Here is a 24328-nt window from a genome sequence, read left to right on the forward strand (position 1 = left end):
TGAACAAAATGACGAAAGCAGGTATGCCTGAAAGCGTGCGTATTGCCTGAAAACACAACCCGCTACGGGGGAGACTTACCCGAAATCTGATTTATTCAACAAAGCCCTTCTCGCCTATCGTCTCCTCGTTTGTGGTCTCCAAACGCGAAGAGTACGAACCAGAGTTCGGGAAAGAGTTTACCGAGCAGAAATGTTCCAAAATCATTGGTCGCGCCAGCCTGCTGATGGTGGCGGTGGTGATGTTCTTCGCCTTTAGCTGCCTGTTTACGCTCTCTCCGCAGAACATGGCGGACGCCAAAGCGCAGAACATTCCGGTGCTCTCTTACCTGGCGAACCACTTTGCGTCGATGTCAGGCAGTAAATCCACGTTCGCCACCGTGCTGGAGTACGGCGCGTCCATCATCGCGCTGGTCGCTATCTTTAAATCCTTCTTCGGCCACTATCTGGGCACGCTGGAGGGGCTGAACGGCCTGATCATCAAGTTCGGCTACAAGGGCGACAAGAAGAACGTCTCCGTCGGCAAGCTGAACACCATCAGCATGGTCTTCATCATGGGCTCCACCTGGATTGTGGCCTACGCCAACCCGAACATTCTGGACCTCATTGAAGCCATGGGCGCGCCAATTATCGCCTCTCTGCTGTGCCTGCTGCCGATGTACGCCATCCGCAAGGCACCGGCGCTGGCGAAATACAAAGGCCGGACCGAGAACATCTTCGTAACCGTGGTCGGTCTGCTGACCATTCTGAACATCGTGTACAAACTGTTTTAAACCAAAGCTCAGGAAGAGCGGAGCCATACCATGATTGAGTTTCCGGTAGTACTGGTCATTAACTGCGGATCGTCCTCTGTTAAGTTCTCGGTGCTGGACGCCGCAAGCTGCGATGCCCTGATGACGGGCATTGCGGACGGCATCAACACAGAAAAAGCCTTTATTTCCGTGAATGGGGGTGAGCCGGTCAGACTGGCTCACCAGGACTACGAAGGGGCGCTGGCCGCCATCGCCCTTGAGCTGGAGAAACGCAACCTGATGGGCAGCGTGGCTTTGATTGGCCATCGCATTGCCCACGGCGGTGACCTCTTCAGCGAGTCGACCCTGATCACGGAAGAGGTGATGGCGCAGATCCGCCAGGTCTCCCCGCTGGCGCCGCTGCATAACTACGCCAACCTGAGCGGCGTGGAAGCCGCCGAGCGCCTGTTCCCCGGCGTGCAGCAGGTGGCGGTATTTGATACCAGCTTCCACCAGACCATGCCGCCGCAGGCGTATCTGTACGGCTTGCCGTACCGCTATTTTGAAGAGCTGGGCGTGCGCCGCTACGGTTTCCATGGCACCTCTCACCGCTATGTGTCGGCGCAGGCGCACGCGCTTTTCGGGCTCTCTCCCGATGACAGCGGCCTGGTAATTGCCCATCTCGGCAACGGGGCGTCCATCTGCGCGGTGCGTAACGGCGTAAGCGTGGACACGTCCATGGGGATGACGCCGCTTGAAGGACTGGTGATGGGCACGCGCTGCGGAGACGTGGATTTTGGCGCGATGGCGTGGATTGCCCGGCAGACCGGCCAGTCGTTCGAGGATCTGGAGCGCGTGGTCAACAAAGAGTCCGGGCTGCTGGGGATCTCCGGTATCTCCTCCGATTTGCGCGCGCTGGAGAAAGCCTGGCATGACGGCAACGAGCGGGCGCGGCTGGCAATAAAGACCTTTGTCCACCGGATTGCGCGGCATATCGCCGGTCATGCCGCGTCCCTGCACCGTCTGGATGGCGTGGTGTTTACCGGCGGGATCGGTGAGAACTCCGTGCTTATCCGCGCGCTGGTGGCGGAGCATCTGAAGGTGTTTGGCATCACCCTCGACGAGTCCAAAAATGCCCTGCCGGGCAGCGCGGGCGAGCGCGTGATCTCCACCGAGTCGTCCCGCGCGGCCTGCGCGGTGATCCCTACCAATGAAGAAAAAATGATCGCGCTGGACGCCCTCCGTCTTGGGAAGGTTACTCCGGCTGCGGCTTACGCCTGATAAAGCGAGAATCTGATGAAAGTAACAATCGATACGGGCGTCGCGCCTTACAGCGACGCATGGGCCGGGTTTCGTGGTGAAGAATGGAAAAACGCCATCAACGTGCGCGATTTTATTCAGCATAACTACACCCCTTATGAAGGCGATGAAGCTTTCCTCGCGCAGGCGACGCCAGCAACGACGGCGCTGTGGCAGAAGGTGATGGTCGGCATTCGTCAGGAGAATGCCACCCACGCTCCGGTGGATTTCGACACCAACATCGCCACTACCATTACCGCGCACGGGCCGGGCTATATTGATCAGGAGCTGGAGACGATCGTCGGCCTGCAAACCGACAAGCCGCTCAAGCGCGCCCTGCATCCGTACGGCGGGATCAACATGATCCGCAGCTCGTTCGAAGCCTACGGTCGCGAGATGGATCCGCAGTTTGAATATCTCTTTACCGACCTGCGCAAAACCCACAACCAGGGCGTGTTTGACGTTTACTCCCCGGAGATGATGCGCTGCCGCAAATCGGGGGTGCTGACCGGTCTGCCGGACGGCTACGGACGCGGACGCATCATCGGCGACTACCGCCGCGTGGCGCTGTACGGCATCAGCTATCTGGTGCGCGAGCGTGAACTTCAGTTCGCCGATCTCCAGGGGAAACTGGAGCGCGGAGAAGAACTGGAGGCCACGATCCGCCTGCGCGAGGAGCTGGCGGAGCACAAGCGCGCGCTGCTGCAGATCCAGCAGATGGCGGCGAACTATGGGTTTGATATATCACGTCCGGCGATGAACGCCCAGGAAGCGGTGCAGTGGGTCTACTTTGCCTACCTTGCCGCAGTGAAATCCCAGAACGGCGGGGCGATGTCGCTGGGGCGCACGGCCTCGTTCCTCGATATCTACATTGAACGCGACATGCAGGCTGGGCGGCTGAATGAGGTGCAGGCCCAGGAGCTGATCGACCACTTCATCATGAAGATCCGCATGGTGCGCTTCCTGCGCACGCCGGAGTTCGACACGCTCTTCTCCGGCGATCCGATCTGGGCCACGGAAGTGATTGGCGGCATGGGGCTGGACGGGCGCACGCTGGTGACTAAAAACAGCTTCCGCTACCTGCATACCCTGCACACCATGGGGCCTGCGCCGGAGCCAAACCTGACGATCCTCTGGTCCGAAAAACTGCCGATCGCGTTCAAGAAATACGCCGCGCAGGTGTCGATCGTCACCTCCTCGCTGCAATACGAGAACGACGATCTGATGCGCACCGACTTCAACAGCGACGACTACGCCATTGCCTGCTGCGTCAGCCCGATGGTGATCGGCAAGCAGATGCAGTTCTTCGGCGCACGCGCCAACCTTGCGAAAACGCTGCTGTACGCAATCAACGGCGGGGTGGATGAGAAGCTGAAGATCCAGGTCGGTCCGAAAACCGAGCCGCTGCTGGATGAGGTACTGGATTACGACACCGTAATGGCGAGCCTCGATCACTTCATGGACTGGCTGGCGGTACAGTACATCAGCGCGCTGAATCTCATTCACTATATGCATGATAAATACAGCTACGAAGCCTCGCTGATGGCGCTGCACGACCGGGACGTCTACCGCACCATGGCCTGCGGCATTGCCGGGCTGTCGGTGGCGGCGGATTCCCTGTCGGCCATCAAATACGCCACGGTAAAACCGGTACGCGACCACACTGGTCTGGCGGTCGATTTCATCATCGAAGGCGACTATCCGCAGTACGGCAACAACGACGATCGCGTGGACAGTATCGCCTGCGATCTGGTTGAGCGCTTTATGAAGAAAATCCAGGCGCTGCCGACGTACCGCAACGCGGTACCGACGCAGTCGATCCTGACCATCACCTCCAATGTGGTTTACGGCCAGAAGACCGGCAACACGCCGGACGGACGTCGCGGCGGCACGCCGTTTGCGCCTGGCGCCAACCCGATGCACGGGCGCGACAGAAAAGGGGCGGTGGCGTCGTTAACCTCGGTCGCCAAGCTGCCGTTCACCTATGCCAAAGACGGGATTTCCTACACCTTCTCCATCGTGCCGCAGGCACTGGGCAAGGACGAGCCGGTGCGCAAAACCAACCTTGTCGGGCTGCTGGACGGATACTTCCACCACGAAGCGACCATTGAGGGCGGTCAGCACCTGAACGTCAACGTGATGAACAGGGAGATGCTGCTGGATGCCATCGCCCATCCGGAGAACTATCCGAACCTGACGATCCGCGTTTCAGGCTATGCGGTGCGGTTTAATGCTCTGACGCGCGAGCAGCAGCAGGATGTGATTTCGAGGACGTTTACGCAGGCGATGTAATGCATGCTCCATCTTCAGCCTCCTCTAATGAGGAGGCTTTTAATTTTGTGAACTCGGTCGATTTTAGAAAACTCACTCTCTTTTCTGCTGTTCAGAAGTAATATTTTCCTCGTGCCTTATGAAATCCCTATAAAACTTGTGACTTTTTTCTCCAGCTCTCCGGATATGATCTCCCCATATCAATAACTCACACCTGCACCTTCTGACTCGCAATCGCTGGCGATCGGAATCTTATAAAAACAACCAGTTACCCTACAAAATAAGCGAGTGCCCAATGAATATGGCAACAAACAGCAGTGTGATTGTGAGTGATTCCCCTGCGGCAAGGCGGGCGGGAATGAGCGAAAGCGAATGGCGAGAGGCGATCAAATTTGACAGCACCGATACGGGCTGGGTCATCATGAGTATCGGGATGGCTATCGGCGCGGGCATCGTTTTTCTTCCGGTGCAGGTCGGGTTAATGGGGCTGTGGGTGTTTTTACTCTCGTCGATAATTGGTTATCCGGCTATGTACCTGTTCCAGCGCCTGTTTATTAATACGCTGGCGGAATCACCGGAATGCAAAGATTACCCGAGCGTCATTAGCGGTTATTTAGGTAAAAACTGGGGCATCTTATTGGGTGCGCTATATTTCGTGATGCTGGTGATCTGGATGTTTGTCTATTCCACGGCTATCACCAACGACAGCGCCTCCTATTTGCACACCTTCGGCGTAACCGACGGTTTGCTGTCGGAAAATCCGTTCTATGGCTTATTCCTGATCTGCATTCTGGTCGCTATCTCGTCGCGCGGTGAAAAACTGCTGTTTAAAGTCTCCAGCCTGATGGTGCTGACCAAATTATTTGTAGTGGCGGCGCTGGGTCTTTCGATGATTGGCCTCTGGCATTTAGCCAACGTCGGTATGCTGCCGCCGATGGGGCTGCTGATTAAAAACGCCATTATTACGCTGCCTTTCACCTTAACCTCCATTCTGTTTATTCAGACTTTAAGCCCGATGGTGATTTCCTATCGTTCACGGGAAAAATCCGTAGAGGTGGCGCGTCATAAAGCGCTGCGGGCAATGAATATCGCCTTTGGCGTGCTGTTTGTGACGGTCTTTTTCTACGCGGTCTCCTTCACGCTGGCGATGGGGCACGACGAGGCGGTAAAAGCCTACGAGCAGAATATTTCCGCCCTGGCAATCGCAGCACAGTTCATCAGCGGTGACGGTGCGGGCTGGGTCAAAATCGTCAGCGTGATCCTCAACATTTTCGCCGTGATGACCGCGTTCTTTGGCGTCTATCTCGGCTTTCGTGAGGCGACGCAGGGCATCGTGATGAACATCCTGCGCCGCAAAATGCCGGCGGAAAAAATCAATGAAAATGCCGTCCAGCGCGGAATTATGCTGTTCGCCATCCTGCTGGCCTGGAGCGCGATTGTATTAAACGCGCCGGTGCTGAGCTTCACCTCCATCTGTAGCCCTATTTTCGGGATGGTGGGCTGCTTAATTCCGGCGTGGCTGGTCTACAAAGTGCCCGCACTTCATAAATATAAAGGCGTATCGCTGGTAATTATCGTAATTACCGGGCTGCTGCTTTGTGTTTCTCCTTTCCTCGCCTTCTCATGAGGTTAAATAAGGTCGTAACGATGTCTGAGCAAATTAATCCTTTATGGAACCATTTTATTCGCGCCGTGCAGGAAGAGGTAAAGCCTGCGCTGGGCTGTACCGAACCCGTCTCGCTGGCGCTGGCGTGTGCGATGGCTGCCGGACAGCTTTCCGGTGAGGTAACGCGTATCGAGGCGTGGGTATCGCCGAACCTGATGAAAAACGGGCTTGGCGTAACGGTGCCCGGCACCGGTATGGTCGGTTTACCCATCGCGGCCGCGCTGGGGGCGACAGGCGGTAATGCACACGCCGGGCTGGAGGTGTTGAAAGACGCGTCGGCCGAGGCGCTAACGCGCGCCAAAGCATTGCTGAACGCGGGTCTGGTGCAGGTAAAATTGCAGGAGCCGTGCGATGAGATCCTCTATTCACGCGCCTGCGTTTACGCCGGTGAATCCTCGGCGATGGTGACCATCGCTGGCGGGCACACTCGCGTGGTGGAGGTAGTTTGTCAGGGCGAAACGTGCTTCAGGCTTGACGATCGTCAGAGCCAGAACAACGACGATCCGCTGGCGGTACTCTCGACCACCACGCTGTCACAGATCCTTGAGTTTGTGGAGCAGGTGCCGTTCGACGCGATCCGCTTTATCCTCGATGCGGGGCGGCTGAACGATGCGCTCTCCCGAGAAGGTTTGCGTGGCAACTGGGGGCTGCATATTGGCGCGACGCTCAATAAACAGCGCGCACGCGGCTGGATGGCGCAGGATCTGGGTTCAGACATTATTATCCGCACCAGCGCAGCCTCGGATGCCCGCATGGGAGGCGCGACGCTGCCAGCGATGAGCAACTCGGGTTCCGGGAATCAGGGCATCACCGCCACCATGCCGGTAGTGGTGGTGGCTGAGCACGTTCACGCTGATGACGAACGGCTGGCGCGGGCGCTGATGCTCTCGCATCTGTCGGCTATCTATATCCATTACCAGCTTCCGCGCTTGTCCGCGTTGTGCGCGGCGACAACCGCCGGAATGGGGGCAGCGGCGGGGATGGCGTGGCTGATGGGCGGATCTTACCAGACCATTGCCATGGCGATCGGCAGTATGATCGGCGACGTGAGCGGGATGATCTGCGATGGGGCTTCTAACAGCTGTGCAATGAAGGTCTCGACCAGCGTCACCAGCGCCTGGAAAGCCGTGATGATGGCGCTGGATGATACTGCGGTGACGGGTAACGAGGGGATTGTGGCGCACGACGTGGAACAGTCGATCTCTAACCTGTGCGCCCTGGCGTGCCGCTCAATGCAGGCGACGGACCGGCAGATCATTGAGATTATGGCGAGTAAGGTGTTGTGATCTAATCCAATCCGTTACCCCTCACCCTAACCCTCTCCCATAGGGAGAGGGAACCGATCGAGCGAGGGGCATGTTGATCTTAAACCGGCAAATCAATCAACAGCGCGCGCAGCGGCGTATCGGCAACCAGAGTGATATTCGCTTCGTCACGAATAAACGCCCCGTCACCGCAGGTGAGCGCTTCTTTCTCTTCCGTATGCGTGACCGCATGCACCGTTCCGTGAATGGACTGCAAATAGGCACGCGGGCCATGAAGCTGGAAGCTCGCCTGTTCACCTTTTTTCAGTTCGATATGGTGCAGCCACACCTGCTGGCGCAACTGCAAGCTGCCTTTGCTGCCGTCCGGCGAGGCAATCAGCTGCTGTTGATCGCCCTTCAGATCGATCTTTTGCACCAGCGGATTTTCCCGCTCCGGACAGGCATCCAGCCACAGCTGCATGCGGGTCAGCGTTTTATCTTTGCTGAGGTTATGCTCGCTGTAGCTAATACCTGGCTGCGTGGAAATTAACAGCGCCTCGCCAGCCTTCGCCTGGACATGATTGCCCTCGCTATCGCGGTATTCTGCCTCGCCTTCCAGGATCAGGTTCAGGATATCGACTTTCGGGTACGTGCGCGGCTGGAAGGACGCGCCCGGGGCGAGCACTTCCTGATTCAATACACGCAGTGAAGCGTAACCGAGGAGTTTAGGGTCAAAGTAGTGTCCAAAGGAAAAGGTGTAGCGGGCCTGCAACCAACCGAAATCGGCTTGTCCGCACTGTTTCGCTGTTCTTGTCGTAATCATAAACTTGACCTCTCTTTACACTAAATCAATGGTAAAGGTATGGACGCTGCATTGTTAGCCAGATATTCTGCCTGGTATGTTCAAATTTCCTGAATGAGAACGAGATGGCTAAAGAGAGAGCATTGACGCTTGAGGCGCTTCGCGTCATGGACGCGATTGACAGGCGCGGCAGTTTTGCCGCGGCGGCAGATGAACTGGGGCGCGTTCCGTCTGCGCTGAGCTACACCATGCAAAAGCTGGAAGAGGAGCTGGATGTTGTGCTCTTCGATCGCTCCGGTCATCGAACAAAATTCACCAACGTTGGGCGGATGCTGCTGGAGCGCGGCCGCGTATTGCTGGAAGCGGCGGATAAGCTGACGACCGATGCCGAAGCGCTGGCCCGCGGCTGGGAAACCCATCTGACGTTAGTGACCGAAGCGCTGGTGCCCACCGAAGCGCTGTTTCCGCTGGTGGACAGACTGGCCGCGAAAGCCAATACCCAGCTGTCGATCATCACCGAGGTGCTGGCCGGGGCATGGGAGCGTCTTGAGACGGGCAGGGCGGATATCGTGATTGCGCCAGACATGCATTTCCGCTCATCGTCAGAAATCAATTCGCGCAAGCTCTACAGCGTGATGAACGTCTACGTCGCCGCGCCGGATCACCCTATCCATCAGGAGCCGGAGCCGCTCTCTGAGGTCACGCGCGTGAAATACCGCGGCGTGGCGGTCGCGGATACCGCCCGAGAGCGCCCGGTGTTAACGGTACAGTTGCTGGATAAACAGCCGCGACTGACGGTAACGTCGCTGGAAGATAAGCGTCAGGCGCTCCTGGCGGGGCTGGGCGTGGCGACTATGCCGTACCCGTTTGTCGAAAAGGACATTGCAGAAGGGCGGCTGCGCGTCGTCAGCCCGGAATACACCAGCGAAGTGGATATTATTATGGCGTGGCGTCGCGATAGCATGGGCGAAGCCAAATCGTGGTGTTTGCGTGAAATTCCCAAGCTCTTTGCCCACCACAACAAATAAGCGTAGGCCCGGTAAGCGTAAGCGCCACCGGGCAGAATTTACGCGCTTGCCTTAGGATCCGGACCAAAGCGGTTTTCGCCCGGCGTTCCGCTCTGACAGTTGAAAATCAAAATCACGATCCAGCCGATAAGCGGGATCAACAGCAACAGCAGCCACCACGCCGAACGATCGGTGTCGTGGAGACGACGAAACAGTACGGCCCATGAAGGCAGCAGAACTAACACACCATAAATGGTGGTGAGAATGCCTTCACCCCCCTCGCGTTCCCAGCCGAGGATCTTGTCCACAATGCCCAGCACCATAATCAGGACGAAGTTCACCAGAACGAACATCCAGTACTCTTTACGGCGGGCACGGCCACCAAAACCAAAATAGTTGCGCAGTACCTTTAAATACCAGTCCATTTTTCCTTGCCTCATAATCAGTCAATCACTTGTTTTCTAAGCGATCGAGGTAAGGATAGATGTATGCTGTGAATTAAAAAAGGGAATCAATTGATTCCCTAAATAATTATCCGAAACGCACGTCGCGCCCGTGCGGTTCATCCAGGTCCTGCCACGGGCCAATGGAGATAATGCCCGTTGGGTTGATGGTCTTATGACTGCGGAAATAATGGGTGCGAATATGGTCAAAATTGACCGTCTCTGCAATCCCCGGCATCTGATAGATGTCGCGCAGGAAACCGTGCAGGTTCAGGTAATCGCTGATGCGATGCTTGTCGCACTTGAAGTGGGTGACATACACCGGATCGAAGCGGATCAGCGTCGTCCACAGGCGGATGTCTGCTTCAGTGAGGCGATCGCCCGTTAAATAACGATGCTGGCCGAGGATCTGCTCCAGGCGCTCCAGGGATCCAAACACGTTGCCGACCGCTTCGTCGTACGCTTCCTGACTGGTGGCAAAGCCCGCTTTATAGACGCCGTTGTTGACGTTGTCGTAGATCCAGCCGTTCAGCTCGTCAATTTTCTCGCGCAACTCAACCGGGTAGTAATCCCCGGCGCGGGCGCCGTGCGCGTCAAACGCGGTATTGAACATGCGAATGATTTCAGCGGATTCATTGCTGACGATCGTCTGGTTTTTCTTGTCCCACAGCACCGGCACCGTTACGCGTCCGGTGTAGTGCGGATCGGCGCGCAGATAGAGCTGATACAGGAAATCGTGATGATAAAGCTCATCACCCGTCGCGGCAGGGAAGTCACTGTCGAACGTCCAGCCGTTTTCCAGCATCAGCGGGTTGACCACCGAAACCGGAATTAACGATTCGAGACCTTTAAGTTTGCGCACAATCAGCGTGCGGTGCGCCCACGGACAGGCGAGAGAAACATACAGATGATAACGATCTTTCTCCGCCGCAAAGCCCCCTTCGCCACTCGGGCCGGGTGCGCCGTCGGCGGTCAGCCAGTTACGGAAGGCCGAAACAGAGCGCTTAAAGCGTCCACCGGTGGATTTGGTGTCATACCAGACATCCTGCCAGACGCCGTCTACGAGTTGTCCCATTTTTTTCTCCTCCGTCAGATAGCAAAAGCGAGGAGATGTCTCCTCGCTTTGAATGTAATCAGTATAGCGTGCTTACCACTTCTTATTCAGAAGACGGTCGATGCTGTAGGCGCCCGGGCCCGTGATAGCCAGCAGCAGGAAGCCACCCGCGATGGTCAGGTTTTTCATGAACATTAGGGAGTTCACGCCTTCCGCAAAGTTGCTGTGGAAGATGAACGCGGTCAGCAGGGTAAAGCCTGCGGTGAACAGCGCCGTGGTGCGTGTCAGGAAACCGAACAGCACTGCCAGGCCGCCGCCGAACTCAAGCAGAATGGTCAGTGGCAGCAGGAACCCCGGCACGCCCATCGCTTCCATATACTGCTGAGTGCCCGCATAGCCGGTAATTTTGCCCCAGCCTGCGGTGATGAACAGAATTGGCATCAGAATACGCGCTACCAGTACACCAACATCTTCTAATTTTTTCATTTTACTCTCCAGGAAACCACATCAGCGGCTAAACGTTATTTGCGTGCAAATTCGGGTAGATACCGCGTCTTTGCTGTCGATGGAGAGGAGTGTAAACGGGGCGGATGGCAATTGTTAGCAAGGAAAACTGTTAATCTTCTTCAAAGATATTGAGTAAGGGAGCGTGCGGGCTGGTGCCCTCACCCCATCCCTCTCCCACAGGGAGAGGGGGCAAAAACAAAAAACGGTAACCAGGGTTACCGTTTTGCTTTTTTCACCGCAACTGCTGCTGTCGCAGCGTGGTTTTCACCAGACGCCAGGCGCTCCAGGCGCCAAAGCCGCGACGTGCCCAGCGGATCAGCATGTTAGGATGCCGAACCGACCAGATCGCCATCACGCTGCTGCCGACCAGCGCCCATGAACGCAGGCTCAGGACCGTGTTCCAGCCGCGGTCAAACCGATGCGTGGCTTCAACCCAGTCGCGACGGCTGGCAGACAGATCCAGTCGCTGCTGCTGGATTTGGCTCAACAGATACGCTTTCCGCTTTTGACGTTCGGCTTTGTCGCTCACGACTTATCATCCTCCAGCAGGGCGCGGTCGTTGGCCAGCTCCTGGCGCGTATGACGCAGGAAGGTCGACGTGCGCGCTTTATGCAGGGTCCAGATACCGCCTATCAGCGCCGCCACCAGCAGAACCACGGTAGTCGCAATCATCGCGTTCAGACGATACTGTGGATCGATAGCCCAGATGATTAACACCATCAGGCTCATCAGACCAAACGCGGCAAAGAGCATCGTAAGCCCAAGCATGAGCAGCATCTGGAAGAGGTTGGCTTTCTCCTCTTCCAGCTCCACTACCGCAAGCCGGACGCGCGTTTCGGCAATCCCGACCAGCGTCGTAAGAATACGCTGGCCAATGCCGAGGACGTTTTTAGCAGGCCCTTGTGCGTGACGTGGATCTTCCATAATCAACGACGCGTCAGCAGGACACCCAGCACCACACCCACTGCGGCGCCAATACCCACACCCGTCCATGGATTATCACGTACATATTCGTCTGCGCGCGCAGCCGCTTCGCGGGTCTGTTTCGCCAGTGCATCACCGGTTTCACCCAGACGGTAACGGCTCTCTTTCAGTGCCTGCTCCGCTTTGCTGCGCAGTTTGCTGACTTCTTCTTTCGATTTATCGGCAGAAGAGTTCAGCACCTCTTCCAGGGTGTCCGCCAGGGATTTCAGTTCAGCGCGCAGATTTTCTGAAGTTGTATCTTTTGACATGATTCTCTCCTGTTGAGATTTCCGTTAACTCAATAATCGCGAGCTTCCAGCGCTTTCAGTTCGTCCTGCGCCTCTTGCAACTTCCTCTCGCGCTTGGCAATTTTTTCCGCATCACCTTTCTCTTTCGCTTCTTGCAGGTCTTGACGGCGCTCGGCTATCTCGTCCTTCTGTTCAGCGATTTTTTCCTGATGATCGGCACGCAGCTTGCTGTCCGTACAGTTGTCTTTCACTTCGCGCAACGCTTTTTTCAGTCCGTCGATCCGGTGCTGATTGTTATGCTTTTCGGCATAACTGATTTCGCGTTGGATATCCTGTTCTTTCTCCTGACAAAGAGACATAGCGAAGGAAGCTGTGCTTAAAGAAAAAAGGGCCAGAGCCAGGGTGATGCGGTATTTCATTATAGAAACCTTCCATTGTGTTACGGCGTAAGCCGTGTTCCAGAACTAAGCGGAGAACATCTGAGGGGTGCTCCGCGTACTTAAGCATAGTAAGTAAACGGGAGTTTCACCAAAGTAGGTGAAAATATTCGGAATATTAGTCGTTAACCAAATCGATGCGACGTGTCGCGTAACCGTGACATCCAGGAGGCGACGTGGCTGTCATCATCCTGTTGCGCAATGATGTAACCCTGCGGCAGCGTGCGGTCCAGCACGGCTTTCGCCGCGGCGCTTTGCGCACTGGAGTCAAATTTTATCAGCAGCACATCGTCTTGCGGCGTGATGCTCTTAAAGCGAATCCCGTTTGCGTCGAGATGATGCCAGATGGAAAAACCATCCGGCACGCTGGTTCCCTGGCTCACAGGACGGATAGCCAGCGTCGACTCCTGATGCTGTAGCGCAGACCACAGCAGGATAAGAGCGCTGAACATCATCAGCGCGACGATGGCGTAAGAGAAGCGGCGCAGCGCGAGCGGGGAGATAACCATCGTTAACCCCTGGCCCCGTATTTCTTCTTCCACAGTACGACCAGGGACCCGACCAGGCCAAACACCAGCAGAACGACGGGCAGCAGCATCAGGCAAGACATCAGTTGGTCTTCGTATTTCATAAAGACCGGCGTTTTACCCAGCGCGTAGCCGAGCGTGGTCAGGATCAGCACCCACAGCAAGCCGCTCATCCAGTTAAAGAACTGGAAGCGCGTGCTGCTCAGGCCGGACAGGCCCGCAATGGTGGGCAGTAGGGTGCGTACGAATGCGATAAAGCGGCCGATCAGCAAGGCGGAAAGCCCATGCTTATGGAAAAGGTGGTGCGCTCGCTGGTGGTAATGGGCCGGAAGGTGCGAAAGCCAGTTCTGAACGATTCGCGTGTTACCCAGCCATCGCCCCTGAATGTAACTCACCCAGCAGCCCAGGCTGGCGGCAATGGTTAAAAGCAGGACCGTTTGCGGGAAAGCCATCGCCCCTTTTGCACAAAGCACCCCGACCAGTACCAGCAGGCTGTCGCCCGGTAAAAAGGCAGCAGGCAGCAGACCGTTCTCAAGGAACAGGATCATAAATAATACAAAGTAGAGCATGCCAATCATGGACGGGTTGGCCAGCGTTTCGAAATCCTGAGCCCAGAGGGCGTTCAGTAGTTGGGTCAAAAGTTCCATTCAGTGTTCCTGGAAATCGGTTAACGTCACGCCTGTAATTCGGGAAATACAGCACGGCGACATTGTTATGATTTCATTATGGTCGCTCGCGGACACATTGATGTGTGGCCAACACTGTTCCCTGTTAATTGGCTGGTTAGCAAGCACTAACTTACAAAATAACGAAGTGAATCCAATTGTAACAAAGCCCGACGTTCTGCGTCACAGAATTTGAGGGGAAACACGATTTTGGCGTAAGCCACGGAGGGGAGCGAGAAATTTTACAAAGGCTGACACTATATAGGTTTTCTTACCCTGTCTGGCCGGAAGGCGCGGCGGTGCGCCTGCCAGCAGTTCGGGGCGTTATTTTGCGAGATTGGTCGCGGTATCGAGGTGAACGACCGGATTATCGGCAAAAAGATAGCGGTCAGCGTTAAATTCAAAGTCATCACTTGTTTCATTAAACAGCATCTGTTTGGTGTTCTCCAGATGCTGCCACATTGCCAGTTTCGCCGCATGCGGATCTTTACGAATCAGGGCTTTAAGAATCTGGTCGTGATCGTCACACCAGTTATCTACCGTGCGGGAATCAATGTGATCGTGCAATTTCTTCCAGTACGGGTTGTGAACGCGCTGAGTCCACATTTTTTCAACGATTGCCGCCAGCGCCGTGTTCTGAGTCGCAAGGGCGACCTGGACGTGGAATTGCAGGTCCCATTCAGAATCGCGGAAACATTTTTCTTTACGCGCGTGATCCTGGATTTCCATCAGCTTCATGATGTCCTGCTTGGTCACCTGCGTCGCAGCAAATTCCGCAATGTTGCTTTCAATCAGCTGGCGAGCCTGGAGAAGCTCAAACGGACCGTAGCTGGCAAACTCCAGACTTTCGTCCGGGGTAGGGGAGTGTTTCGCCTGGCTGGAAATCACATGAATGCCGGAACCTTTGCGTACCTCAACATACCCTTCCACTTCCAGCATGATGATGGCTTCGCGGACCACCGTGCGGCTGACGCTTTTTTCATCCGCAATGAAACGCTCAGCGGGAAGTTTATCACCGACAAGATAGACCCCTTGCTCGATGCGATCTTTCAGCTCGGCGGCAAGTTGTTGATATAAACGACGTGATTCGGTGATTTCCATATGCGCTCCAGGCAGGGTACGGCGAATGATTTGTTATACCACTTTTGCGTGCCAGTCTCCAGATTCCGCCATCAAAAAAGCCGCCCGGAGGCGGCTTTTGCGTCGTTCTTGCCGGGTGGCGCTACGCTTACCCGACCTACTATTTTATTGGATTTTGTAGGCCGGGTAAGGCGGAGCTGCCACCCGGCACAACAACGCTAACTCTGCGTCGCCGGTCCCCCGAGGGACTCTTTCGCAAGCTCATCTGCGGATTTGCTTTTCAGCACCGTCCAGATAACCACCGCACCCAACAGGTCGAAGACAGCCAGTACCGCGAACAGTGGGCTGAAACCAATCGTATCCGCCAGCGCGCCGACCACCAGCGCAAACAGGGTACTTGCGGTCCAGGCGGCCATCCCGGTCAGGCCGTTGGCGGTGGCGACTTCGTTACGACCAAACACGTCGGACGAGAGCGTAATCAGCGCACCGGACAGAGACTGGTGAGCAAAGCCCCCGATACACAGCAGGGCGATAGCCACGTAAGGGCTGGTGAACAGGCCGATCATACCCGGGCCGATCATCAGCAGGGCGCCCATGGTGACCACCATCTTACGGGACACAATCAGGTTCACGCCAAACCAGCGCTGGAACAGCGGTGGCAGGTAGCCGCCGACGATACAGCCCAGGTCTGCAAACAGCATTGGCATCCAGGCGAACATCGCGATCTCTTTCAGGTTAAAGCCGTAAACTTTAAACATGAACAGTGGGATCCAGGCGTTAAACGTACCCCAGGCCGGTTCTGCCAGGAAGCGTGGCAGGGCGATACCCCAGAACTGACGGGTGCCCAGGATCTGCCAGACGGACATCTTTTTGCCGTTGTCGGTCTGATGCTGGGATTCCTGACCATTAATAATGTAGTCACGTTCTTCGTCAGACAGCTTTTTCTGGTCGCGCGGGTGTTTATAGAAAATCAGCCACGCCATGGCCCAGGCAAAGCTCAGCACACCGGAGATGATGAACGCCATCTGCCAGCTGTGCATCACAATCGCCCACACCACCAGTGGCGGAGCAATCATCGCCCCGATGGAGGAGCCCACGTTGAAGTAACCGACAGCGATAGAACGCTCTTTTGCCGGGAACCATTCAGAGCTGGCTTTCAGACCCGCGGGGATCATCGCCGCTTCGGCAGCACCTACCGCACCACGCGCCAGCGCCAGTCCGCCCCAGCTGCCGGCCAGCGCGGTCGCCCCACAGAAGACGGCCCAGGCTACAGCGAAGAAGGCATAACCAATTTTTGTACCCAGAATATCAAGAACATAACCTGCAACAGGCTGCATTACGGTGTAAGCGGCAGAGTAAGCCGCAATGATGTAAGAGTATTGCTGCGTGGAGATATGTAACTCTTCCATCAACGTTGGCGCCGCTGCTGCCACGGTGTTACGTGTCAGGTAGCCCAGCACGGTGCCGAGCGTCACCAGTGCGATCATGTACCAACGTAACCCTTTAATTTTACGCATGTAAAACCTCATCGTTATGTTATTTCCGTGTCGGGACACGGCAACAACTCAACCGTTGCCGGGAGCTGTTCTGTAACGGGAGGGGCGTAACCGGGAACCTGTCCCGGAACGGCCCGAACCTTGCCATTAGTAATCGTGCTAAGTCGGCTTCCGTACCGTTAAATCCGATGTATCAAACACCGGTAATGCATTCCGTCGGCTTATAGTTTGCGACGGCGAAAAGATAACTTGTCATACAACTTTAAAAGGTGAGTGACATCACAAAAGTGTGAATCTTTGTAGGGACATTATGCGGCACGCGCAAAGCCAGAACTGGCGCGGCCTGAGAGAGGGTTTACCCCTTTGAGGGTAATTTATTTGTCGACGTTTATTGATCTAACTCACGAAAAAAACGTCGGACTCTGGAAATTGGTGTGATAACTTTGCAGCATCTGAACATAAGCTTTCTGACGCTCCCGTAATGAGGAAGACGATAATGACACCGTTTATGACCGACGATTTTCTGTTAGATACCGAATTTGCTCGCCGCCTGTACCACGACTACGCAAAAGACCAGCCGATTTTCGACTACCACTGCCATTTACCGCCGCAGCAGGTTGCCGAAAATTACCGTTTCAAAAACCTGTATGATATCTGGCTGAAGGGTGACCACTATAAGTGGCGCGCAATGCGCACCAACGGCGTGGCCGAGCGCCTGTGTACCGGCGACGCGACCGATCGCGAGAAGTTTGACGCCTGGGCCGCTACTGTTCCCCACACCATCGGTAACCCGTTATACCACTGGACTCACCTTGAACTGCGTCGTCCGTTTGGTATCACCGGCAAGCTGCTCTCTCCCGCCACGGCGGATGAAATCTGGGATCAGTGCAACGACCTGCTGGCGCAGGATAGCTTCTCGGCGCGCGGCATCATGAAGCAGATGAACGTGAAGATGGTGGGCACCACCGACGATCCGGTCGACACTCTGGAGCACCACGCGGTTGTCGCGAAGGACAGCACGTTTGACATCAAAGTGCTGCCAAGCTGGCGCCCGGATAAAGCCTTCAACATCGAGCTGCCGACCTTTAACGACTACATGGCGAAGCTGGCGGAAGTGTCTGACACCGATATCCGTCGCTTTGGCGATCTGCAAACCGCGCTGACCAAACGTCTGGATCACTTTGCCGCACACGGCTGTAAAGTGTCTGACCACGCGCTGGACGTAGTGCTGTTCGCGGAATCCAGCGAAGCTGAGCTGGACAGCATTCTGGCGCGTCGTCTCTCCGGCGAAGCCCTGAGTGAGCACGAAGTGGCGCAGTTTAAAACGGCGGTACTGGTATTCCTCGGTGCGGAATATGCCCGCCGCGGCTGGGTTCAGCAGTATCACATCGGCGCGCTGCGTAATAACAACCAGCGTCAGTTCAAACTGCTGGGCGCGGACGTGGGCTTTGACTCCATCAACGACCGTCCGATGGCGGAAGAGCTGTCAAAACTGCTGAGCAAACAGAACGAGCAAAACCTGCTGCCAAAAACCATCCTTTACTGCCTGAACCCACGCGATAACGAAGTGCTGGGCACCATGATCGGCAACTTCCAGGGCGAAGGGATGCCGGGCAAGATGCAGTTCGGTTCCGGCTGGTGGTTTAACGATCAGAAAGACGGCATGGAGCGTCAGATGACGCAGCTGGCGCAGCTCGGCCTGTTGAGCCGCTTCGTTGGCATGCTGACCGACAGCCGCAGTTTCCTCTCCTATACCCGCCATGAATATTTCCGCCGCATTCTGTGCCAGATGATTGGCCGCTGGGTGCACGCGGGCGAAGCGCCAGCGGATATCCAGCTGCTGGGCGAAATGGTGAGAAACATCTGCTTTAACAATGCGCGTGACTACTTCGCCATTGAACTGAACTAAGGCCGTTTGAGGTTGATATGCAATACATCAAAATCCATTCGCTGGATAACGTTGCCGTCGCGCTGGCCGATTTAGCCGAAGGGACGGAAGTGACCTTCGACAACCAGTCGGTGACGTTACGCCAGGCCATTGGACGTGGACATAAGTTTGCCCTGATCCCCATCGCGAAAGGGGAGAACGTGGTGAAGTACGGTTTGCCCATCGGTCATGCGCTGGCGGATATTGCGCCGGGTGAATACATTCATTCCCACAATACCCGCACCAATCTCAGCGATCTGGACGAGTACAGCTATCAACCTGACTTCCAGGCAGAAGAAGGACAGGCGGCCGATCGTGAGGTGCAGATCTACCGCCGCGCCAGCGGCGAGGTGGGGATCCGCAATGAACTGTGGATCCTCCCGACCGTCGGCTGCGTGAACGGGATCGCGCGTCAAATTCAGACGCGTTTCCTGAAAGAGACTAACAATGCTGAAGGCACCGACGGCGTGCATCTGTTCAGCCACACCTACGGTTGTTCCCAGCTGGGCGACGACCACATCAATACCCGCACCATGCTGCAAAATATGGTGCGCCACCCGAACGCGGGGGCGGTGCTGGTGATTGGCCTCGGCTGTGAAAACAATCAGGTTGACGCCTTCCGCGATACGCTGGGCGAGTTCGATCCTGAGCGCGTGCACTTTATGGTGTGTCAGCACCAGGACGACGAAGTGGAAGCGGGCGTTGAACAACTGCACCAGCTGTACGAGGTGATGCGTCACGACAAGCGCGAGCCGGGCAAGCTGAGCGAACTGAAGTTTGGCCTGGAGTGCGGCGGGTCTGACGGGCTTTCTGGCATTACCGCTAACCCGATGCTGGGCCGCTTCTCGGATTATGTGATTGCCAACGGCGGCACCACGGTGCTGACCGAAGTGCCGGAGATGTTCGGCGCAGAGCGCATTCTGATGAGCCACTGTCGCGACGAAGAGACGTTTGAGAAGACCGTCACCATGGTGAACGACTTCAAACAGTACTTCATTGCCCACAATCAGCCGATTTACGAGAACCCGTCGCCGGGGAACAAGGCGGGCGGAATCACCACGCTGGAGGAGAAATCCCTCGGCTGCACCCAGAAAGCGGGGGCCAGCCAGGTGGTGGACGTTCTGCGCTACGGCGAACGCCTGAAAACCCACGGCCTGAACCTGCTGAGCGCACCGGGTAACGATGCGGTCGCCACCAGCGCGCTGGCGGGGGCGGGTTGTCACATGGTGTTGTTCAGCACCGGTCGCGGTACGCCGTACGGCGGTTTTGTGCCGACGGTCAAAATCGCCACCAACAGCGAACTGGCGGCGAAGAAAAAGCACTGGATCGATTTCGACGCAGGCCAGCTGATCCACGGCAAAGCGATGCCACAGCTGCTGACGGAGTTCGTGGATACTATCGTGGAGTTTGCCAGCGGCAGGCAGACCTGTAACGAGAAGAACGACTTCCGCGAGCTGGCGATCTTTAAGAGTGGTGTGACGCTTTAAGTCGGGTGCGGGCTGGTGCCCTCACCCCGGCCCTCTCCCACAGGGAGAGGGTGCAACACTAAAAACGGCAACACATGTTGCCGTTTTGCATTTACCTTGTAGGCCCGGTAAGGCGTAGCCGCCACCGGGCTTTTCTTTTTAACTGCGCAGGGCGTTCTTCGCTAACCGCGCGTCTTCCGCCTGACAGGCTGCGGCGGTAAACAGCACGTCAGTAGAGGAGTTCAGCGCAGTTTCGCAGGAATCCTGCAATACGCCGATAATGAAGCCGACCGCGACAACCTGCATGGCAATCTCGTTCGGGATACCGAACATGTTACAGGCCAGGGGGATCAGCAGCAGCGATCCGCCCGCCACGCCGGATGCGCCACAGGCACACAGTGATGCAACGACGCTCAGCAGCAGCGCGGTTGGCAGATCCACCGGAATACCCAGCGTATGCACCGCCGCCAGCGTCAGCACGGTGATGGTGATCGCCGCACCCGCCATGTTCACGGTCGCACCCAGCGGGATCGACACGGAATAGGTATCGCGATCCAGGTTCAGCTTCTCCGCCAGCGCCATGTTGACCGGAATGTTCGCCGCCGAGCTGCGGGTAAAGAAGGCATACACGCCGCTCTCGCGCAGGCAAGTCAGCACCAGCGGATACGGGTTGCGGCGGATCTGCCAGAACACCAGCAGCGGGTTGATCACAAGCGCCACCAGCAGCATACAGCCGACCAGGACGACCAGCAGCTGCGCGTAGCCCCACAGTGCGTCGAAACCGGTAGTGGCCAGCGTCGAAGAAACCAGACCAAAGATACCGACTGGTGCAAAGCGAATCACCAGCTTCACCATGAAAGTCACGGCATTGGACAAATCGTTGACCAGGTTTTTCGTGGTCTCGTTGCCATGACGCAGCGCGAAGCCCAGACCAATCGCCCAGACCAGGATGCCAATGTAGTTTCCGCTCATCAGTGCGGTGATGGGGTTAGAGACCATGCTCATCAGCAGGCCGCGAAGGACTTCCACAATCCCGGACGGCGGGGTGATATCACCGGCCGCGCTGGTCAGGTGCAGCGTGGACGGGAACAGGAAGCTAAACACAACGGCCGTTAAGGCAGCAGAGAAGGTTCCCAGCAGATACAGGAACAGAATAGGGCGAATGTTGGTTTTTTGTCCGTGCTGGTGGTTGGCAATCGACGCCATCACCAGCATCAGCACCAGTACCGGGGCGACGGCCTTCAGGGCGCCCACAAACAGCGTCCCGAGCAGCCCCGTGGCCTCCGCGGCAGGTTTCGACACCATGGCCAGCAGAATACCCAGTACCAACCCGACCAGAATTTGTTTTACAAGACTGCCCTGCGTCAGGCGCGCGAACAGACCGCGTGATTGTGTGCTCATACGTTATTCCTGAGTGAAATTGCGTTCCATCCTGGATGTGCTCTAAGTCACATTTATTTCCGGATGTAAGTAAATGTTTGCCTGGTCGAGTATAGGGAATACGTGAAAGGAGGGAAGCGTAAAATGCTGGATTTTACGTGTTGCGTCATGTTTTTTAACTATTGGTTAACGAAAGCGCCGGGTAGCGCTACGCTTACCCGGCCTGCATTGCATTTCCCCCTCTCCCTGTGGGAGAGGGTTGGGGTGAGGGCATCAGCCCGCACCGAACGTTGCACTAAACCTGCTGCTTCTTATCGTGCTGGCGGTTAACCCAGGTATTGATAATCAGCGTCACCAGCAGAATGCCAAACACCACGCCGAGCGAAATGGCGATCGGGATATGGTAGAAATCGACGATCAGCATCTTGATACCGATAAACACCAGAATCACCGACAGGCCGTACTTCAGCATTGAGAAGCGCTCTGCCGCGCCTGCCAGCAGGAAGTACATCGCACGCAGGCCGAGGATGGCGAACAGATTCGAGGTCAGAACGATGAACGGGTCGGTGGTAACTGCGAAGATAGCCGGGATACTGTCCACCGCGAAAATCACGTCGCTCAGCTCGACCAGAATCAGCACCAGCAGCAGCGGGGTGGCGAACAGCAGGCCGTTCTTACGCACGAAGAAATGCTCGCTCTCGATCTTGTCCGTCATGCGCAGATGACCCCGGAACCACTTCACCAACGGCTTATCACCGATACCGGTATCGTCTTCTTTCGCCAGCGCCATTTTGACCCCGGTGAACAGCAGGAACGCACCAAATACATACAACAGCCATTCGAACTGGGTAATCAGCCAGCTACCGGCGAAGATCATGATGGTACGCAGGACAATAGCGCCCAGAACGCCGTACACCAGCACGCGGCGTTGCAGAGCCGCAGGCACGGCGAAGTAACTGAACAGCATCAGCCAGACGAAGACGTTATCAACCGCCAGTGCTTTTTCAATCAGATAGCCGGTGAGGAAGGCGAGTGCCTGAGGATCGGCCACCGCGCGGCCTTCGGTTGAGGCCAGATACCACCAGAAGGCGGCGCAGAAAAGAAGTGAGAGGGTAACCCATACCAGCGACCAGACGGCGGCTTGCTTGACGCTCATGCCGTGTTCGCCGCGACGACCCTGCAAAAAGAGGTCGATCGCCAGCATGATGAGCACGACAACCGCGAATCCGCCCCACAGCATTGGAGTGCCGACAGAATGCATACTATTTTCCTTACACATAAAAAACAAAAACGGCTATGGTCAGAAGACGATAGCCGTTAGCTTTTTATGCATAGACCTCGCCTTCCGGCAAGGTCTCACTTACAACCTCGAAGGTTGCCCGGCGACCGGATGCGGTTTTGCACGCATCGTAATGACGATCCACCGGCGAAGAAGTTACTCCCCTTTGCAGGTAACAAATTATGTCAGACCATCGGTTTCGTCAATGGTCTGCACGATTTCATTACACAGCTTTACGCGACGGCTTCCACATTCACGCCGTCTGCGGGGAAAATCACGCCAGTCTGTCGGCGGATCTCCGTTTGCAGCTTCGCCGTGGTGCGGCTGATTGCCAGCCCCGGGTGGTTCACTTCGTTGTCTTCTACCAGACGGGCGAAGACCTCTGCCTCATAGAGCATAGTGTTAATATGCTGAGGCTGCGTCAGCTCCTGCGCTTTGCCGCCGCGGGGAACGATGCTTAGCTTCTGGCATTCGGAGATTTTTTCGATCACCAGCGAGCCGTCTTCGCCCTGAATTTCGCTTGGCAGTACGGAGTCACTGACCTTCGAGTGCTGCAACGTCACGCTGAAATCACCGTAGTCCAGCACCACAACGCCATGTGCATCCACGCCGCTCTCCAGCAGGCTGGCGGTGGCCGTTACGCCGTGCGGTTCACCCCACAGGGCGACCGCAGAGGCCAGGCAGTAAAAACCGATATCCATAATCGAGCCATTCGAGAAGGCCGGGTTAAAGGTGTTCGGGTTTTCGCCGTCCAGGTAGCGCTGGTAGCGCGAGGAATACTGGCAGTAGTTGATAAAGGCTTTACGCACTTTGCCAATTTTCGGCAGGGACTGCTGCAACAGCAGGAAGTTCGGCAGGCTGGCGGTTTTGAACGCTTCAAACAGCACCACCTGGTTTTCGCGGGCAAGCGCAATGGCGGCTTCCACTTCCTCAATATTCGAGGCCAGCGGCTTCTCGCAAATCACGTGTTTTTTGTGGCTGAGGAACAGCTTCGTTTGCGGGAAATGCAGAGAATTCGGGCTGGCAATATAGACCGCGTCAATGGCGTCGCTTTGCGCCATCTCATCGAGCGAGGTGAACAGATGTTCAACCAGGTAGTCATTCGCAAAACTCTGCGCCTGCTCAAGGCTGCGGGAATAGACTGCGGTGAGCTTATATTTGCCGGTTTCGTGGGCGGCGTCGACGAACTGGCGCGTGATCCAGTTCGTACCGATGACTGCGAAACGTATCATAAACGTTTACGTACTCCGTAGCAGGGAACTTAAAACCACTGTAGCACGTCATCATGACATTTCGCGTGCGCTATTGCGCATTACTCTTTAACGATAAATGCGTCAGCCACAGCCGGGTATCAAACTCCAGCTGGTGGTACTGTGGCTCCATGTGGCAGCACAGGGAATAGAAGGCTTTGTCGTGCTCTTTCTCTTTCAGGTGCGCCAGCTCGTGCACCACGATCATCCGCAGAAAGGCTTCCGGCGCGTTACGGAAAACGGTCGCGACGCGGATCTCCGCTTTAGCCTTCAGCTTGCCGCCCTGCACGCGGGAGATGGCGGTATGCAGGCCGAGCGCGTTTTTCAGCACATGGATCTTATTGTCGTACATCACCTTGTTGATCGGCGGGGCGCTCTTAAGATACTGGTTTTTCAGATCCTGCGTATACTGCCAGAGGGCTTTGTCAGTCGCGAAATCATGCGTGCCCGGGTAGCGTTTTTCCAGCACCGCACCGAGCTTTCCCGCGGCAATCAGGTCACGAACCTGGGAAAGTAAATGCTCCGGATAGCCCTGGAGATAAGTCAGCTGGTTCATCAAAACCCCAAAATAGTGTGAAAACGGGTATAC

General features: G+C 56.2%; 23 protein-coding genes and 1 pseudogene. 8 read left to right on the plus strand and 16 right to left on the minus strand.

The features are described from left to right. Nucleotides 1–107: 107 nt before the first annotated feature. The 5 genes and pseudogenes from ACOTX1_RS20210 to ACOTX1_RS20230 form a co-directional block, all read left to right on the plus strand. A pseudogene (locus ACOTX1_RS20210) lies at nt 108–770 on the plus strand (threonine/serine transporter TdcC); the annotation flags it as partial. Nucleotides 771–800: 30 nt separating this feature from the next. Beyond that, nucleotides 801–2009, plus strand: a complete 1209-nt coding sequence (gene tdcD, locus ACOTX1_RS20215) for a propionate kinase (protein ID WP_023314891.1) — start codon at nt 801–803, stop codon at nt 2007–2009. 15 nt (nt 2010–2024) lie between these two features. Next, nucleotides 2025–4319 (plus strand): formate C-acetyltransferase, encoded by a 2295-nt coding sequence (gene pflB / locus ACOTX1_RS20220; RefSeq protein WP_023314890.1) that lies wholly within the window; start codon nt 2025–2027, stop codon nt 4317–4319. Nucleotides 4320–4593: 274 nt separating this feature from the next. Continuing rightward, nucleotides 4594–5925 carry an amino acid permease gene (locus tag ACOTX1_RS20225; protein ID WP_022649483.1) on the plus strand — a complete coding sequence of 444 codons (1332 nt, stop codon included), beginning with the start codon at nt 4594–4596 and terminating at the stop codon, nt 5923–5925. 20 nt (nt 5926–5945) lie between these two features. After that, nucleotides 5946–7250, plus strand: coding sequence for a serine dehydratase subunit alpha family protein (locus tag ACOTX1_RS20230; RefSeq protein WP_003862660.1), 1305 nt, complete (start codon nt 5946–5948; stop codon nt 7248–7250). Nucleotides 7251–7329: 79 nt separating this feature from the next. Here the strand turns inward: ACOTX1_RS20230 and ACOTX1_RS20235 are convergent, their stop codons facing one another. Next, nucleotides 7330–8031: a pirin family protein gene (locus tag ACOTX1_RS20235; RefSeq protein WP_003862658.1), complete on the minus strand. Its 702-nt coding sequence runs from the start codon at nt 8029–8031 to the stop codon at nt 7330–7332. Nucleotides 8032–8135: 104 nt separating this feature from the next. Between ACOTX1_RS20235 and yhaJ the strand changes: the two genes are divergently transcribed. Continuing rightward, entirely contained in the window at nt 8136–9038 is a 903-nt protein-coding gene (yhaJ, locus tag ACOTX1_RS20240) for a DNA-binding transcriptional regulator YhaJ (RefSeq protein WP_003862655.1), read from the plus strand. A 38-nt stretch (nt 9039–9076) separates the two neighbouring features. Here the strand turns inward: yhaJ and ACOTX1_RS20245 are convergent, their stop codons facing one another. From ACOTX1_RS20245 to ACOTX1_RS20295, 11 genes are all read right to left on the minus strand, one after another. Then, entirely contained in the window at nt 9077–9442 is a 366-nt protein-coding gene (locus tag ACOTX1_RS20245) for a DUF805 domain-containing protein (RefSeq protein ID WP_000384149.1), read from the minus strand. A gap of 106 nt (nt 9443–9548) precedes the next feature. Beyond that, complete coding sequence (locus tag ACOTX1_RS20250; RefSeq protein ID WP_003862653.1) at nt 9549–10535, minus strand: glutathione S-transferase family protein; 987 nt, start codon at nt 10533–10535, stop codon at nt 9549–9551. A 72-nt stretch (nt 10536–10607) separates the two neighbouring features. Then, the gene (locus ACOTX1_RS20255; RefSeq protein ID WP_003862651.1) at nt 10608–11000 is read right to left on the minus strand and encodes a DoxX family protein; all 393 of its coding nucleotides are present in this window, start codon (nt 10998–11000) and stop codon (nt 10608–10610) included. 253 nt (nt 11001–11253) lie between these two features. Further along, a complete protein-coding gene (locus ACOTX1_RS20260; protein WP_003862649.1) occupies nt 11254–11550 on the minus strand; it encodes a YqjK-like family protein in 297 nt (98 codons plus the stop codon). Beyond that, entirely contained in the window at nt 11547–11945 is a 399-nt protein-coding gene (locus ACOTX1_RS20265) for a phage holin family protein (RefSeq protein WP_003862647.1), read from the minus strand. The genes ACOTX1_RS20260 and ACOTX1_RS20265 overlap by 4 nt, the downstream gene beginning before the upstream one ends. 2 nt (nt 11946–11947) lie before the next feature. Next, nucleotides 11948–12253, minus strand: coding sequence for a DUF883 family protein (locus tag ACOTX1_RS20270; RefSeq protein WP_003862645.1), 306 nt, complete (start codon nt 12251–12253; stop codon nt 11948–11950). 29 nt (nt 12254–12282) lie between these two features. After that, a complete protein-coding gene (locus ACOTX1_RS20275) occupies nt 12283–12651 on the minus strand; it encodes a DUF1090 domain-containing protein (RefSeq protein ID WP_003862642.1) in 369 nt (122 codons plus the stop codon). A 143-nt stretch (nt 12652–12794) separates the two neighbouring features. Then, a complete protein-coding gene (gene mzrA / locus ACOTX1_RS20280) occupies nt 12795–13178 on the minus strand; it encodes an EnvZ/OmpR regulon moderator MzrA (RefSeq protein WP_003862640.1) in 384 nt (127 codons plus the stop codon). 2 nt (nt 13179–13180) lie between these two features. Continuing rightward, the gene (gene yqjA, locus ACOTX1_RS20285; protein WP_003862638.1) at nt 13181–13843 is read right to left on the minus strand and encodes a DedA family general envelope maintenance protein YqjA; all 663 of its coding nucleotides are present in this window, start codon (nt 13841–13843) and stop codon (nt 13181–13183) included. A 342-nt stretch (nt 13844–14185) separates the two neighbouring features. Beyond that, complete coding sequence (exuR, locus tag ACOTX1_RS20290; protein ID WP_003862635.1) at nt 14186–14962, minus strand: transcriptional regulator ExuR; 777 nt, start codon at nt 14960–14962, stop codon at nt 14186–14188. Nucleotides 14963–15159: 197 nt separating this feature from the next. Next, the gene (locus ACOTX1_RS20295; protein WP_003862634.1) at nt 15160–16458 is read right to left on the minus strand and encodes an MFS transporter; all 1299 of its coding nucleotides are present in this window, start codon (nt 16456–16458) and stop codon (nt 15160–15162) included. A gap of 475 nt (nt 16459–16933) precedes the next feature. On the opposite strand from ACOTX1_RS20295, the gene uxaC reads away from it, so the two are divergent. Further along, the gene (uxaC, locus tag ACOTX1_RS20300) at nt 16934–18346 is read left to right on the plus strand and encodes a glucuronate isomerase (protein WP_003862632.1); all 1413 of its coding nucleotides are present in this window, start codon (nt 16934–16936) and stop codon (nt 18344–18346) included. Between the two features lie 17 nt (nt 18347–18363). Then, entirely contained in the window at nt 18364–19851 is a 1488-nt protein-coding gene (locus ACOTX1_RS20305; RefSeq protein ID WP_023314889.1) for a UxaA family hydrolase, read from the plus strand. Nucleotides 19852–19989: 138 nt separating this feature from the next. Here ACOTX1_RS20305 and sstT read toward each other — a convergent pair whose 3' ends face one another. The 4 genes from sstT to ACOTX1_RS20325 all read right to left on the minus strand — a co-directional run bounded on the left by sstT (nt 19990) and on the right by ACOTX1_RS20325 (nt 24295). Further along, nucleotides 19990–21231, minus strand: a complete 1242-nt coding sequence (gene sstT / locus ACOTX1_RS20310; protein WP_023314888.1) for a serine/threonine transporter SstT — start codon at nt 21229–21231, stop codon at nt 19990–19992. Between the two features lie 274 nt (nt 21232–21505). Continuing rightward, on the minus strand, nt 21506–22471 hold the full coding sequence (locus tag ACOTX1_RS20315; protein WP_003862625.1) for a TerC family protein: 966 nt from the start codon (nt 22469–22471) through the stop codon (nt 21506–21508). A 251-nt stretch (nt 22472–22722) separates the two neighbouring features. After that, nucleotides 22723–23721, minus strand: coding sequence for a Gfo/Idh/MocA family protein (locus ACOTX1_RS20320; protein ID WP_003862623.1), 999 nt, complete (start codon nt 23719–23721; stop codon nt 22723–22725). A gap of 70 nt (nt 23722–23791) precedes the next feature. Further along, nucleotides 23792–24295 (minus strand): YgjP-like metallopeptidase domain-containing protein, encoded by a 504-nt coding sequence (locus ACOTX1_RS20325; RefSeq protein ID WP_003862622.1) that lies wholly within the window; start codon nt 24293–24295, stop codon nt 23792–23794. Nucleotides 24296–24328 lie beyond the last annotated feature (33 nt).

This window comes from Enterobacter cloacae complex sp. IR5401, from assembly GCF_049238425.1.
Classification (GTDB): Bacteria; Pseudomonadota; Gammaproteobacteria; order Enterobacterales; family Enterobacteriaceae; genus Enterobacter; species Enterobacter hormaechei_C.